Annotated in this window: 10 protein-coding genes, 1 tRNA gene and 1 pseudogene; 9 read left to right on the plus strand and 3 right to left on the minus strand. The window is 32.6% G+C overall.

Annotation, left to right across the window (positions count from 1 at the left end):
• Positions 1 to 241 precede the first annotated feature (241 nt).
• Entirely contained in the window at positions 242 to 988 is a 747-nt protein-coding gene (locus ACJ004_RS04505; protein ID WP_410891383.1) for a hypothetical protein, read from the minus strand.
• A gap of 434 nt (positions 989 to 1,422) precedes the next feature.
• On the opposite strand from ACJ004_RS04505, the gene ACJ004_RS04510 reads away from it, so the two are divergent.
• Entirely contained in the window at positions 1,423 to 1,689 is a 267-nt protein-coding gene (locus ACJ004_RS04510; RefSeq protein ID WP_410891384.1) for a hypothetical protein, read from the plus strand.
• A gap of 475 nt (positions 1,690 to 2,164) precedes the next feature.
• On the opposite strand, the gene ACJ004_RS04515 is transcribed toward ACJ004_RS04510, so the two are convergent.
• Positions 2,165 to 3,214: a tyrosine-type recombinase/integrase gene (locus ACJ004_RS04515; RefSeq protein WP_410891386.1), complete on the minus strand. Its 1,050-nt coding sequence runs from the start codon at positions 3,212 to 3,214 to the stop codon at positions 2,165 to 2,167.
• Between the two features lie 154 nt (positions 3,215 to 3,368).
• Positions 3,369 to 3,449: transfer RNA gene (locus tag ACJ004_RS04520), tRNA-OTHER, on the minus strand.
• Between the two features lie 98 nt (positions 3,450 to 3,547).
• Between ACJ004_RS04520 and ACJ004_RS04525 the strand changes: the two genes are divergently transcribed.
• The 8 genes and pseudogenes from ACJ004_RS04525 (at position 3,548) to ACJ004_RS04560 (ending at position 13,310) form a co-directional block, all read left to right on the plus strand.
• Positions 3,548 to 3,775, plus strand: a complete 228-nt coding sequence (locus tag ACJ004_RS04525; RefSeq protein WP_410891388.1) for a helix-turn-helix domain-containing protein — start codon at positions 3,548 to 3,550, stop codon at positions 3,773 to 3,775.
• 39 nt (positions 3,776 to 3,814) lie between these two features.
• Complete coding sequence (locus ACJ004_RS04530) at positions 3,815 to 4,810, plus strand: HNH endonuclease domain-containing protein (protein ID WP_410891389.1); 996 nt, start codon at positions 3,815 to 3,817, stop codon at positions 4,808 to 4,810.
• 242 nt (positions 4,811 to 5,052) lie between these two features.
• Positions 5,053 to 6,732, plus strand: a complete 1,680-nt coding sequence (locus ACJ004_RS04535; RefSeq protein WP_410891391.1) for a DUF262 domain-containing protein — start codon at positions 5,053 to 5,055, stop codon at positions 6,730 to 6,732.
• Positions 6,733 to 7,090: 358 nt separating this feature from the next.
• Positions 7,091 to 7,417 carry a phosphoribosyl-ATP pyrophosphohydrolase gene (locus tag ACJ004_RS04540; protein ID WP_410891392.1) on the plus strand — a complete coding sequence of 109 codons (327 nt, stop codon included), beginning with the start codon at positions 7,091 to 7,093 and terminating at the stop codon, positions 7,415 to 7,417.
• A gap of 216 nt (positions 7,418 to 7,633) precedes the next feature.
• Positions 7,634 to 9,361, plus strand: a pseudogene (locus tag ACJ004_RS04545) (DEAD/DEAH box helicase); the annotation flags it as partial.
• A gap of 425 nt (positions 9,362 to 9,786) precedes the next feature.
• Positions 9,787 to 11,703 (plus strand): hypothetical protein, encoded by a 1,917-nt coding sequence (locus ACJ004_RS04550; RefSeq protein ID WP_410891393.1) that lies wholly within the window; start codon positions 9,787 to 9,789, stop codon positions 11,701 to 11,703.
• Between the two features lies 1 nt (position 11,704).
• A complete protein-coding gene (locus tag ACJ004_RS04555; RefSeq protein WP_410891395.1) occupies positions 11,705 to 12,556 on the plus strand; it encodes a hypothetical protein in 852 nt (283 codons plus the stop codon).
• The gene (locus ACJ004_RS04560) at positions 12,546 to 13,310 is read left to right on the plus strand and encodes a hypothetical protein (protein ID WP_410891396.1); all 765 of its coding nucleotides are present in this window, start codon (positions 12,546 to 12,548) and stop codon (positions 13,308 to 13,310) included. The genes ACJ004_RS04555 and ACJ004_RS04560 overlap by 11 nt, the downstream gene beginning before the upstream one ends.
• The last annotated feature ends 28 nt before the right edge of the window (positions 13,311 to 13,338 follow it).

Below are 13,338 nucleotides of genomic sequence, written 5' to 3' on the forward strand. Positions count from 1 at the left end.
AATATTAAGGTTTTTATTAGCTTACCCTAACTTTAGCTTCCACTTGCGAAGCATCGCTCCTGCTAAAGTTTATGCTGATACTATTACAGATATGCGCAGGGCTATACTTAATAACCGTTCAGCGGATCAACAGAATACAAAAAATCCACTCCGGATGAAGGAGAGGAATTATAGGCAGACTTTGCCTTTGTATCTATGAATTAATCAATAAATATAAATCGGTAAAGTAGATGAATTTATTTTACTTAGGATTTTCCAAAATTGTTGTTTCCAAAGCCTTTGTAAGTTGAACCAAAACTTGAATCGCCAAAGCCTTTGTTAGTGAATCAAAACTTGAATTCTCAAAGCCTTTGTTCTCTGAATCAAAACTTGAATTCCCAAAGCCTTTGTCCTCTGAATCAAAACTTGAATTCCCAAAGCCTTTGTCCTCTGAATCAAAACTTGAATTCCCAAAGCCTATGTCCTCTGAATCAAAACTTGAATTCCCAAAGCCTATGTCCTCTGAATCAAAACTTGAATTCCCAAAGCCTTTGTCCTCTGAATCAAAACTTGAATTCCCAAAGCCTTTGTCCTCTGAATCAAAACTTGAATTCCCAAAGGAAGGAGGAACACTAGAACCTCCGAAGGAAGAACTTCCAAAATTAGGAGAAATATCATAATCCTCAAAATAAACTTCATTCCTTAATTTTCTAACAATTAGATACTTTCTGACATCCTCGTATTGAAGTAATTTTTTATATGATTTTTGATCGAGTTCCTTATAAAATAACCTTAAAGCAGCTCTTAATAAATTTACTTCTTTTACGGGATGCCCGTGTTCAAAGTTAAAGAGTTTACTTTCAGAAATTTGGAGGATACCGCTAACTTTTTTTCTTGGAAGCCCGTTTGCAAGTCTAACCTTTTTGTATATTTCCCCTGCTTTAATCCAATCTTCTTGATTGGCTTGAATAAATTCTTCCTTCGTTAACATTTTGTCGTTCATATTCATATCAGCCTCGTTTCTTTATTTGGTATCTTTAGAATAATCTATCGAGAAAAGGACTTCTATCGATTCTTTCGCTATTAGTAAGTGTTGTTTTAGATGTTTTTGGAAGTAGATCCTAGACCCTTGAGGCATTCATCTGGCAAAGGCTAACACAAGTTGCATATAACTACCTCATGCACACGAATGCCAAAAACACTCTAAGTTAATACAGAATTTGTTGACAGTGTGGACATTAAAAACTGATACAAGGCAAGGGTGTAAGTCATTAGGATAGATGTAGCCTTAGCCAAGATAAAAAGCATCAGATAACATCCTATATTAATAACTACTTAATAACTACTTGGCAGCTGCTTATTAATTACGGCTTAAAATTCACAATATCGTCAAGAGGCAAAATTCTATTTTTGTCGAACCTTATCAAACAAGGAGGAGTTTTGATGAAATATTTTGTTTTGTATGTAACATTTAATGATAATCTAATAAGCGAATTTTATTTAAAAGGAAAATCAATGAAACATATGGAGGAAAGAATTCAGCGTTATTCAAATGGTGCAATCTCAACAAGTAAGTGGACTATTATGACTTGTAATGCTGCTTCCAGTTTCCTTCGAGAAATTAATCCATCAGAGTATCCACATTTAACCAAACACGATTTTGCACAGATAAACGAAAACGAGAGTTATGATGTTTCTGATTTGGTATAGGGATTTTCCCTAAAAAGAAGGAAATATCACCTTTTGTCGAATTACATAAAGACGAAAGGAATGGTGAATATAATCATTAACACATATATAAGTATAAGAACTTACTTCTTGTAACGAATGAAACCATTCACCTGCTAGCCTTAAGGTCATTGGCCCAGGAGGCCCAGGTTTTGCACCAGGACCATTCATGGGACCTAGACACTAATAGGAAAACGGCTTTTACAGAGGCTTTTTAGCCCTTGTTTTTTATTTTTATTTCTACATAATATGCTTAACGAGGCTAGACTGTGTTTATCTGTAAAGGCATATACTTCCTCAGTGTTAGCAAGCAGATAGTTGATAAAGGGATTATCACACAAGATGATTTTAGAAATGAGCTAGTTGAATGTTTGAAAGGTACTAAGTTATTTTAAGCATCCTTTTGGGTGCTTTTTTATTAAGAAAAGACGGCACTACACGGACTTGTTACTGGAATTTATAATTTTCTCCCCTTGCGATTGAAAAGCCTTCTAACAGGTGAAAACTTATTATGCTGCTGACGAAGGTGTTCTTTGTCCATTTGAATGTATTTCCTCGTTGTTTGAATATCAGCGTGATCCAGAATCTTTTGTAAAGTGAAAATGTCTCCGCCGTTTAGAATGTAGTTCCTCGCAAATGTATGCCTGAACATATGAGGATGTAGTTTCTCAATCCCTAATTTACCTTTCAGACGGTTCAACCTTCTCCTGAACGCATCAGCAGTAAAATCTTCCCCATAAGAATTCATAAACAACTGGCAATCGTCTCCGAAATACTGTTGAGTCTCATCTAGTAGTTGCCTTAACCGTTTTGCTACCTCCCGACTAATCGGAACCTCCCGATACTTCCTGTTCTTCGCAATTTGAGATGGAACGAGAATAGTCAGCTCTTTGAAGTCAACCTGATCCCCAGCGAGCGAAAGAGCTTCATTAATTCTTAGTCCAGTATCCATTAATAGGAGAACCAAAGTTTTATCTCTCCATTGTGCAAAGAGCTTGTCCTCGTATGAAGCCAATATAGCATCAATTTCCTCATCCGTTAGTCCCTGAACCTCTTCGTGCGCATCGTCCTTTACAAGTGGGATATTGCTTGTAGGATTGGCCATGATGATTCCTTCCGTGAATAAGAATCGGAAAATAGTTCTCAAGTTCCTTAATCGAATATTGATTGTATAAACGGATAAGCCTTTCGTTGTTCCTTCACGTTGAGTATCACCTTGATAGGGGAGCCTTTCGGTTCTAAGGTAGTTTATATATTCCCTTATGGTCGTAGCGCTTATTTCGTCAGTGTATTGTTTTTCCTCGTTTAACCAATCTTTAAAATATCTAACAGTATCATAATAACCCTTAATTGTACTGGCCCGAATGCCTTCTGCTTCCTTTGCACGAATGAAAATTTCCACCGCTTCATCAATTGTATATCGGACATCGCGAGTCTTTCGGTCATTGTTAGACTGTCGGTCATTAGTGGCTTTAGGTCCTCGTTCAACTATAAATTTACGTCCCATCGTTTATAATTCCTCCTTTTGAGAGGCCTGTGGTGTCCTATATACACATTTATACAAGTCCTACAGTGCATAAAAAAACACTGATATTAGGTACCTCTTACCGGAAAGTTAAATCCGACAGAAATGCGATAATATCAGTGTTTATAAGGGTTTACGTCCCAGAGAGGATTCGAACCTCCGACCTACAGTTTAGGAAACTGTTGCTGCATATTACTTATAGTGAATATCCTGGAACTATTTTTTTAAAAAGACACCCGATAGACGATTATCGTCTACATCAGGTGTCTTTATTTTTTATTTTTATATTAGTAGATAAAAAAGGACTGATTAACGATGCCTAATGCCAACATTAGTGGACTGAGAATAAGACTTGCTCGCCAAAAAGCACAAATGGACCAAACAGAATTAGCTGCAGCACTCGAAATTGAATATGAGATAAAAATTACTCAATCCGATATTTCAGAAATAGAGCGCGGAGTAAGAGGAGTTCGCGACTTCGAGTTAGATTATATTTCCAGAATTCTAAATGTAAACCCTATATGGTTACTACGCGGTGAATAATCAGCATTCCAAGTTTAAACACAAAATTTGAGGTGGGATATGAGTGTTTTTGAATATAACAATGAAGATTATTGGAGAGCAATAATATTATATGGATTAAACCAGGCTACATATAAAATTGCATTAGGCCAATCATTAATACGTTTCTCTGAGCAAGGAAAAACTACAATTAGAATGAATGAACTAGCTGAAGACTTTTTTACCATGTATCTTAAGAGATTAATAAATGGCAAGCCCCAACTGGCTACTCCAAATAGGCAAACTGCAATGGAAAGAATAATTAATTTATACAATAACGGTCTTTTAAATCGTACTCAAGCTATAGAAAGAGTAGAAAGAGAAGCCTTTAATGATGTTATTGATAGATTTCATATCGTGGATAAATCAAATATACCAATAAAATTCTATGAAAAAACTAAACAAGGAATAATAATTTCAGATAACGTATTTGAGATATTCTCGAAAAACGAAAATGTAGAATTGGTAAATGAATTAAATTCACGGTGGGATCTTCTTGAAAGTGCTTTTGAAATAAAGAGGAATAATTCTCAGTTGGTTAACGACCTTAGAAATTTCTACCTTATAAATGGCTATGAAAGAACTGATATAACGAAAAATCGCTCTGTTCTAAATGGATATCAAAATAATGTTTGTTTTTATTGTGGGGAGATTATGAATGAGCATGATGTTCATGTCGATCATGTAATTCCTAGACAATTTATTAATAATGATGAAATATACAATTTAGTACTCTCTCATAGTTTCTGTAATCTTCACAAGAGTGACAATCTACCTGGTATTCATTATTTAGAAAAACTAATTGAACGAAATGAGTACTTAATAAAGAGTAATCACCCAATTAGCAGTAAAATAAAAATACAGCTTGGGAAGAGCCAATTAGATAGGAGAAAAAATATTTTAAAAATTTACACTGATGCGGAAACAGCATTATATCCTTGGGGAGGGATTAAAGGTTATAATCCAGCTACAGATCCTTTTTACAGAACATTTATACGAAATTTTATTATTAATTGATAGTTAGAAGCTATTCACTAAAATTATTTATTTGAACACTACCAAAAGGAATAAGGGTTTGTTCTTACATTTTGGGATATAATGTATATTGTTTTCATTCTTAAGTAATTTTAGTCCATGATCGGTTGAATTTATATTAAGCAAATAAATGAGAATAAAAATGTAAACAAAGTATAAAGGGAAGTATATTAATATTATGAATTATAAGTTTATTTAAAATAAATGGTGAAAAGGTGTTCATAATGGGTATTAAAAATTTTGGATTTGAGACCATTGAAACATATCTTCAAAAAGGGATCTATTTTATTCCTGATTATCAAAGAGAATATTCATGGCTAAAAGATGAACAGATAGATGATTTTTGGACTGATATTTTGAGTGCAATTGAAGAAAATCGTGATACGCATTTTTTTGGCCAAGTTGTAATTCATGATGATAAAACTGACAATAAAAAATATGTAATAGATGGTCAACAGAGAACAACAACTTCTGTGATATTCTTAGCAGTATTAAGAGATTTATTTGAAGAAGTTTATAACGAATCTAATTATTCAAGTGCACGTAATAAGTTTGAAGATATAAGGTTAAAATTCATTGGTAGATGGTCAGAAGATGAAGATGAATTAAGATTAACACTGGGTAGAGTTGATAAAGAGTATTTTAGAGAGAATATTCAAATCCATAAGCCCAAAAGCATTATAGATCCGGATGAACCCTCTCATAAAAGAATAAAAGAGGCATATAAGGAATTAGAATCAAGACTTAGAAAGTTAATCGAAAATGTTTCAGATAGTAAAGAAAAGTATAATACTCTAGTCCAATTCTACAATAAATTTATTAATGGTTTTCAACTAATGTATGTTGAAACGGATGAAATTAATGAAGCTTTTATAATATTTGAAACCTTAAATGCACGTGGGAAGGATCTAGAAACCTCAGATTTACTAAAAAATCACCTTTTCAGATCGTCTGGAAGTCTAATCGAGAAGGTAAAAGATGAATGGATGAAAACAGTAGAGAATATTGAAAGTATAGATATTACAAAGTTTTTAAGGCATTACTGGAATTCGCAATATCGATTTACTCGCGAAAAAGATTTATATAAGAAAATAAGAACTGAGGTTAATACTCCTCATAAGTCTGAAGAGTTTGTAAAAAACTTTAGAATAATGTCTGATGTTTATAAGAATTTAGTTAATCCATCTGAAGAGTTATACTTCTTAGATTCTCAAATCCAAAAGACCCTTCAGAATATGAAGACTCTAAGTGCCAGTTCATTCTATCCAATAATTCTTGCCATGGTCAATAGGAACTTCAGTGAAATTGACATCAAAATTACACTAAATGCATTAGAAAGTTTTATTGTGAGAAATGTTGTTGTGGCTGGTAGAGTTGCAAATAAATATGAAATCTTGTTTGCAAAAATTGCACACAAAATAACAGAAAAAGAATTAACAGAAATAGTCCAAATTTATGATCAACTTAAACCAGAGATGCTGAATGATGAAGAATTTGAAATGGTATTTAACACATTCGTTGTTAAATCAACTAAAGTCGCCAAATTTTTATTAAGGGAAATAAATGACTTCATTGAAAACGAGGTTCAGGTAGTAGCTGATAACAGAAGAATCCATTTAGAGCATATTATGCCTAAAAAAATCGGTGAATGGAATGTGGATAATGAAACTCATCAGAAATACCTTAATCGGTTAGGTAATTTAACATTATTAGGTCAAGAATTTAACACAAGTATTCAGAATAAGCCTTTCGATTTAAAAAAACAAATATATACCAGATCCAATATAAAGATTACTCAACCCCTTTGTGATTATAGAACATGGGATGAGAGTGCTATAGAGAATAGACAAAAAAATCTTTCTAAAATTGCCTTAAAACGGTGGGATTTTCCAGAAATTATCTAATTGATTGATTGGTAAAAAAGTAATATTAATATATGCAGTTAGTGTAATATTAGATTTTATTAAAATCAACAACTGTATAAAATGGGTAGCCACATCTGATCAAAAGCTGTGGCTTTTTATAATCACTTTTCACCAAATTTTTTGTTTCTTGCTATTGGTTATTGCTGATGGATGTGAATCAAGACGAAAACAGAACATTACGGAGAGGGAGGAAACAATTACATATCTTGGATCGCGGCTTGTTCCTACTACACAGTTTAATTGTGAAGTAGCCCAAGTTTCTCATTATTAGAAGTTTCCAATCTATTCCATGATTCGTTATAATATAAGTATTATTTCAATAATGGAGGTACCATAAATGCCAGTACACAACAAACTTGTCCGAGATCGAATCCCAGAAATAATTGAAAGTACTGGAAAACAGTATTCAACCAAAGTTTTAAATCATGAAGAATACATAAAAGAACTAAAAAGCAAAAGCCGTGAAGAACTTGACGAATACATAAATGCTGAAAACGATAAAGATGCGATTGAGGAGCTAGCTGATATATTGGAAATCATCCATGCCTTAGCAGAGTGTCATGGTGCTTCTATTGAAACAGTAGAAGCAGTTCGACAAAAAAAGGCAGAGAAGCGTGGGGGATTTAAGGAAAAAATCTATTTAATTGAGGTTGAGGATGAGTAATGTTCAACTGATCACCAAAGCCCTTGGCAATCATTTACTAGAATAGCTAGTTGGTCCAAACTGCATTTGTATTCTAGCTTCTTTTGTGATGAAGTCAGGTGTGGATTACTTAAGAGAAGCATTAAAAAAGGCGGCAGAAAATGGTGCCAAAATTAAGATCTGTACAGGTCATTATTTATACATTACTCAACCAAAGGCCTTGGAAGAAATAAAACACTTGAAGAAGAGTACAATAAGGCACTTGTTGTGATGGCGACTGGTTTAGGGAAAACTTACTTAGCTGGTTTCTTTGCACAAAATTTTAAAAAGATCCTTTTTAATTGCCTATCGTGAAGAAATTCTTTATCAGGCTAGAGATTCATTTAAGAAAATCATGCCTGAAAAAAAATTCGGAATCTATAATAGAAAGACAAAAGAAAGCCAGGCTAATGCCATTTTTGCTTCCATATATACATTAAGTCTACAAAGGCATTTGGAGACCTTTAAGCCAGATGAGTTTGATTTAATCATCATTGATGTGTTTCATCATGCTGCAGCGGATTCCTACCAAAGGGTTCTTGATTATTTTCGACCACGATTCTTGGAATTACTGCGACTCCTGATCGAAATGATAACAAAGATGTATATACGATTTGTGATGGGAATGTCGCTTTCCGCTTAGACTTCCTGGATGCGATTAATCGAAACTGGTTAGCACCCTTTCAATACTTTGGCGTATATGACGATACCGATTATAGTCAAATTACGTGGCTGGGTAACCGCTATGATGAAGAAGAATTACTTCAAGCCCAATTAAGAGAAGAGTTAGCTCATAAGGTACTTCGTGCCTGGGAGAATAAAAAACAGACGAGAACATTAGGATTTTGCTCTTCTATTAGGCAAGCAGACTTTTTATCCCATTATTTTAATCATCATGGTTATCGAACCGTTAGTCTTCATTCACAGCAAATGGATGTGAGCAGAAATAAAGTCATTTCTCAACTGACCAAAGGTGAAATTGATATTATTTTTACAGTAGATCTGTTTAATGAAGGAGTAGATATCCCCATCGTCGATACTCTTTTATTTGTCAGACCAACTGAATCTTTAACTGTTTTTACCCAACAAATAGGGCGCGGACTCCGTTTGCACCCTGGTAAAGAAACGTGTGTCATCATTGACTTAATCGGAAATTATCGAAATGCGGATATAAAGTTAAGTCTATATGATACACTTCCAAGTAAAGGAAAAACTAGAATCATTGAACCTACATTGCCAATTTACTGTGAATTAAATTTAGATGTAAATGTAATTAACCTTCTTCATGAAATGTCCCGGAAACGGCAGCCACGCAAAGAGAAGTTGTTCAATGATTACATGGATTTAAAAAGAGAGCTTGGAAGAAGGCCATCGTATTTGGAATTACATTTAAAGGGTGTATCTAATTCTCCTCAATACAGACAGGAATTTAGTTCGTACTTTGGATTTCTTAAATGGGCAGAGGAATTAACCGATGAGGAGATAGAAATATACAACCGGTATGTCGTTGAAGTGGAAAAAACGGGTATGGACAAAAGTTATAAAATGGTGCTCTTATTGGCAATGCTGGAGCGGGGAATATCGAATTGGCATCATCCTATTTCATCTATAGATGCAGCCCCTTTTTTACATCAGTTCCTGATGGAAAAAGAACATCGTAAAAGAATTGATTTTTCCGATAAAGGTGCCAAAAAATTATGGGATTATGATGAAAAAGGTGTTAGCAAATTGATTGCTACCATGCCTATGACAAAATGGAGTGGCAGTTCAAAAGGTTTAATTACTTATGATAATGATTTATTTACGCTAAATTTTGTTGTTGCCAAAGATGATGAAGCTATTCTATTCAACTGGACAAAAGAAATTTGTGAATACCGCCTTCATTATCACTTTGAGAGAAAGGCAAAAAATCTCCAGAACCTTTAATGGTGAAGGGGATTTTTTTATAATAATCGGATAATGCCCTCTATTATCTTTAGTTTTACTCCAATATATTTAATAGCCATTAATCATTTTTTGGTCAAACAAAGATCTTCTTTTATCTACTTTATTAATTGATTATTTATGTAGAATAGGATCTAATCCTAATTAACCATATTTTTGTAAAATTCAATTTATTTAAAAGCAAATAATACCATATTTATAAGTTAAAATATTGTAAATTGTTGGTGGTTATAATTCATATATTAGTATATATTTTATATTAGAAATACTGTTAACTTGCGGCACTTTCAATTCATGAATTATTAATGATATATAATAAAATGATTTTATTATATATAGGTCAAATGACTTATAATGATTTCTTGATTGTTAAACAATTAATAAATAGATAAATAGAGGAGAAAGCAATGAATCTTTCAAAAGGGCAACAATTATGGCAATTTTCGCCTATTCCCAATATCGAGGAATCGAATTTCAATAAATATTTGGAGAGATTTTACAATATGGGAACTTCAGGATTAACTCGAGAAAATGCACAAAACTCTTTAGACGGCAGGTTACTCGATAATAACGATCCTGTTATTTTAACGATAAAAACTGGAACTATCTCAAAAGATCATATTCCAGGTATTGAAGAAGTAAAAAATAGAATATCTTGCCTTCAAGGACGTAACAGTTATACAAAAGAAACGATTGAACATATGCGAAATAAAATGAATCAAGAAGAAGTGGCTTATATTTCATTCGAAGATTTTAATACCAGGGGGCTTAAGGGAGCAAGGAATGGCCAAAGTGAATCTAAAGAAGATACTTGGGCCATATATGCTTACAATAAAGGGGTTCACTCAGAAGAAGAGGATAAAGCTTTCGAAAATTCAAGAGGTGGTTCACATGGAGTGGGTAAAATCGCTTCGAACGCCGCTTCGGATCTTCATATCATGTACTTTGCAAATTGCGATGAAGAAGGAAACCAACATCTTGGAGGTACAGTACAGTTGTTAGAACATAAATACAATGATCAATCTTATCGATCGACTGGGTACTTTGCAGATTTACAAACTATTGAGGGAAGCAAAACAAAGTTCTATCCGTTTGAAAATACGTTTCATGAAGTTTTTCAGAAAAATTCGAGAGGTTTAAAAATCATTATTCCTTTCTTAAGAGAGCAATACAACGATGAAAAAGAAATTATTAAAAGTATTTGCGATAGTTTCTTCATTTCTATTCTTGAAAAGAAATTGGAAGTTATCGTCAATGATAAAAAAATAGATAGTAGAACCATTAAAGATTATGTTTCAAATAAAGATTACTATATTCAAGATATTGATGAAATGAAGCATGAATTTACACCACTTTATATCGATACTTATCTAAGCGTGGAACCTGTTCCTTTGAAAATATCAGATGGTGTAAATGATTATAATTTCAGCTTATATTTCCGGTACGACACAGCAATTCCAAAAGGAAGAGTAGCCATCGTAAGAACGATCGGCATGAAAATTGAAGATAAAAAAATTAAAAATAATGTCAATAAGCCCTTTAATGCTGTATTAGTAGCAGGCACCTACGAAGATGGCTATTTAAAATCTTTAGAAAATGAATCGCATACAGAGTTAGCATCTGAACATATAAAAGATCAGCGACTGCAAAAAAATGCGAAAAAGTTCATAAATAATTTATCTAGAGAAATATCAAAAATCATCGAAGAATCTATTAAAAAGAACAATCCTACAGATGGTTTAATGAATACGAAGGATATACTTTACGTAGTTGAAAATCAATTTAAAAAGGATCTCACACAGGCAATGGGAACAGTGAAGATTAGTAAGGATAAATCTATCGTAAAAGTAACTACAGATGCTCCTAAAAAGAAGAATAAAAATAAGAAGAAAACATCCGATAATCCAGTTAAACCTCGAAACCCTGTGAAGAGAGTTAAGCCGAAGGTTGAAATAGGTGGAACCAATGGAAATAAAGAAAAGTTAAATAAGTATAGTGCTCATCCAGATATCGTAGAAAGACTAATAGTTGGAGATAATGAGTTTGTTATATTTGACTTTACAGGCAGTAAAGAAATTAGTAAAGAAAAATTATGTAATATTTCTTTTTCGATTATTGATGGTATGGGGGTAGAGTATCCCGACGAATTTAAAATTAATGATAATTACAGTAGTGTCATCGACAGTACTAGTGGAAAACGATGCACAATTAAAAATAATTTAATTAAGGATATTGAAATAAAACAAGGTGTCGCTCAGCTACAACTAGAGTTAAAAAATAATTTCAATAGAGCATTAAAATTTGTTTACTATGTAGAGGTGTAAAATGATTTACAAAAAGGATGCAAATTTTCCATACCCATTATTAACAAACACATCTACTAGCTATGAAACTAGTAATTTTATTCTAGATGTGAATTTACATGAGAATTCGTATAATTATATTTTTGAAATAAATTACGAAATCGATTCAGCGTTTGTAAACAAATTAATTGAAAATGAACAAGCGCAGCTGGTCCTAGTCATTCAATCAAAAGATAATAAGTTTTTTTACCTAAAGCCAGAAGATAAAATTAAAGAAATACCAAAGTCACGAATATCTATTAGTAATCGGACTACCATTCAATTGCATCTACAATCAAAAGATGAAATCAATTTTAAAGATAACGATGATTTGAGTTTTTTTTACTCGCAATTTAAGGAAGATATCGTAGTACCTAAAAATTCAATTTTAGGCTTTTCAAATGTGGTCATATTTGAAGGAAGCAGTACAAAACCTTTAGATTTGTTTGAGAAAAAAGTTAACCCGGAGATTAAGTCCGATATTAAAATCGAACTTGGCAGTGAAACAATTATTATCCATTATAAAAATGAGCAACTACAATTTAACGATTCACCCATAAGTAATACCTTAAATAATCCATATATTTATATGGGACTTCAAAAAGCATTATACAGATTCATAGTAAACAATAGTGATGATGGTGAACAAGTAGATTTAGAACAAATTGATGCACCGACAGATAATCTTGATTTGAAGTTTTATAATTTAATGAAGAAAAAGATGGTTAATGAATTGAGTATTGAAAATATCGATGAGGTAATTTACTCCATTTCGGATAAAATCCTAGAGAAATATGCTGGTGCTGTTAGGGGGCTAAGTTCAAATGGAAATTAGGCTGCTAAAGAAGGGTTATAAAAATAATGAGCAGTTTTACCAAGATTTCTTAGAGGAACAGGTTAAAAATAAAGAAGAATACTTTTCTGATGAAGTTGCATTCATTAATGTGGCCCCTGATTTTCCAGTATATATTGCACAAGGGAACGAAAGTACAAAGAGTGAGTTATTTCATCAAGCTTTCGATGTTATTTCGGATTCTTATTTGCATACAAATCGTGATATCCATTTTGATGAGGTATTCTGGCACTCATTACTAGCAGTTTACAAGAGAGACTACTTGCTTGAGAAGTATCCTCAAATAAAAGATGGGATCAATCACTTCAATAATATAGTCCTTAAAGATTTCAATTGGGAAAATTATATTTATAAATGTGTTTTAGGTGCTCAATATATAAATGATGCCATTTCCGATTTAATTGAAAGAAAAAAATACTATTCTCTAATTATTGATAATCTAGATGTATTTAACTATATAATCAAATATGAAATTTTTAGAAATGATAAATTCTTGATTAACATTTTAGACATTATAGATGAACTAAAACTCACTAAAGTAATGAAATCTAAGATAACTGGCCGGGATGATTTGGGAAAAGACGAACGTGTTGGAAGAAGGGTCATTTTTGAATTTAACAAAAGTTATCCAATCATCCTGTCTCCAATGCTTGAAAAAGATGATTTAAGAGAATTGTTTTTACAATATCTAAATTATTATTATCAAGATACTATACAATTACAATTAATCGAGTAAAACTAAAAAAATCTTTTTTGTTAGCAGT

This window comes from Neobacillus sp. 204 (genome assembly GCF_046562815.1).
In the GTDB taxonomy this organism is placed as follows: Bacteria; Bacillota; Bacilli; order Bacillales; family Cytobacillaceae; genus Neobacillus.